Source organism: Methylobrevis pamukkalensis (assembly GCF_001720135.1).
Lineage (GTDB): Bacteria > Pseudomonadota > Alphaproteobacteria > Rhizobiales > Pleomorphomonadaceae > Methylobrevis > Methylobrevis pamukkalensis.
This window is the reverse complement of sequence record NZ_MCRJ01000246.1, coordinates 1-1,589: the sequence shown is the minus strand read 5'-3', so window position 1 is coordinate 1,589 and position 1,589 is coordinate 1. Positions and strand designations below refer to the sequence as shown.

Annotated in this window: 3 protein-coding genes and 1 pseudogene; 3 read left to right on the top strand and 1 reads right to left on the bottom strand. The window is 71.7% G+C overall.

The window, feature by feature from the left end; translation table 11 throughout:
* Both A6302_RS26375 and A6302_RS26370 read left to right on the top strand, forming a co-directional pair.
* On the top strand, positions 1–477 hold a 477-nt coding region (locus A6302_RS26375), incomplete at its 5' end, for a glycosyl hydrolase 2 galactose-binding domain-containing protein (protein ID WP_425349185.1).
* A complete protein-coding gene (locus A6302_RS26370; RefSeq protein WP_141704032.1) occupies positions 471–869 on the top strand; it encodes a hypothetical protein in 399 nt (132 codons plus the stop codon). The genes A6302_RS26375 and A6302_RS26370, both read left to right, overlap by 7 nt.
* Positions 870–903: 34 nt before the next feature.
* Here A6302_RS26370 and A6302_RS26365 read toward each other — a convergent pair whose 3' ends face one another.
* Entirely contained in the window at positions 904–1,077 is a 174-nt protein-coding gene (locus tag A6302_RS26365; protein ID WP_169833646.1) for a hypothetical protein, read from the bottom strand.
* Between the two features lie 48 nt (positions 1,078–1,125).
* Here A6302_RS26365 and A6302_RS26360 point away from each other — a divergent pair.
* Positions 1,126–1,589: pseudogene (locus A6302_RS26360) on the top strand (glycoside hydrolase family 2 protein); the annotation flags it as partial.

Here is a 1,589-nt window from a genome sequence, read left to right as displayed (position 1 = left end):
CTCGCCGCGCTGGAGGGCCACGGGCCCCACCGCCTCGTCTGCGAGGGACTGGCAACGCTCTGCGACGTCTTCCTCGACGGCCAGCCGCTCGGCAGCAGCCGGACGATGTTCGAGCCCCATGGCGTCGACGTCACCCTCACCGGCCGTCACGCGCTGGCGCTCGCCTTTCGCGCGCAGCGGCCGGAGTTGCAGAAGAAGGGTCCGCGCGCTCGCTGGCGGCCGCAGATGATCCGCGAGCAGGGCCTGCGCCTGCTGCGCACCACACTGCTCGGCTACATGCCCGGCTGGTGTCCCTCGGTCGAGGCGGTCGGCCCGTTCCGGCCGATCCGGCTGGAGCCGGCCTCCGGCCTGACGGTCGCCGCCGAACGCCTCACAACCGACCACGACGGCCGCCACGGCACCCTCGCGTCGTGCTCCATGTCGAGAACGCCGCCGGACCGGTGCAGCTTCGCTGCGCCGGCCGCAGCACCGTGCTGAGCAGCGACGACGGCCGCACGTTCACCGGTCGGCTCGAGGGTCTCGACGTCGCACCCTGGTGGCCGGCGACCCATGGCGATCAGCCGCTCTACCCGGTCACGGCGGAGGCCGGGGACATAACGATCGATCTCGCCCGCACCGGCTTTCGCCGCATTGCGGTCGACCGCGGGCCGGACGGGCGCGGCTTCGGCCTCGTGGTCAACGGCGTGCCGGTGTTCTGCCGCGGCGCCTGCTGGACCAATGCCGACATCGTTCGCCTGCCCGGAACGCGCGACGACTACGCGCCGCTGCTGCGCATGGCTGCCGCCGCGGGCATGAACATGATCCGCGTCGGCGGCACGATGCTGTATGAAAGCCCCGCCTTCTTCGCGCTCTGCGACGAACTCGGCTGATGGTCTGGCAGGAGTTCGCCTTCGCCAACTTCGACTATCCGGTGAAGGACGAGAATTTCGTCGCCGAGGTGCGGCGCGAGGCGGCCGCCGTCCTTGGCTCATGCGCCGGGTCGCCGTCGCTCGCCGTGCTCTGCGGTGGCAGCGAGGCGATGCAGCAGGGGGCGATGATGGGTCTGCCGGAGGCCGCCTGGCGCAGCCCGCTGTTCACGGAGATTCTCGCCGCCGAGGCCGGCCGCTGCGGCCCGACGTGGCTTACGTGGAGAATTCGCCGTCCGGCGGGGCGCTGCCGTTCCTGCCGGGGGAGGGGGTCGGCCACTATTACGGCGTCGGCGCCTATTGCCGTCCGCTGGAGGATGCCCGCCGCGCCGGCGTACGGTTCGCGGCCGAATGCCTCGCCTTTGCCAACGTGCCGGACGAGATCGCGCTGAAGGCGTCGCTCGACGTGCCGGCCGTGCATCACCCGGCGTGGAAGGCCGGCGTGCCGCGCGATCTCGGCGTCTCCTGGGACTTCGAGGATGTCCGCGATCATTATCTTGCGCTGCTCTACGGCGTCGATCCCGCCCGCCTGCGCCGGGAGGATCCGGCCCGCTATCTCGATCTGTCACGGGCAACCAGCGCCGAGGTGATGACCGAGACCTTTGCCGAATGGCGGCGGGCCGGCTCCCCCTGCCGCGGCGCCATGGTCTGGACGCTGTCGGATCTGGCGCCCGGCGCCGGCTG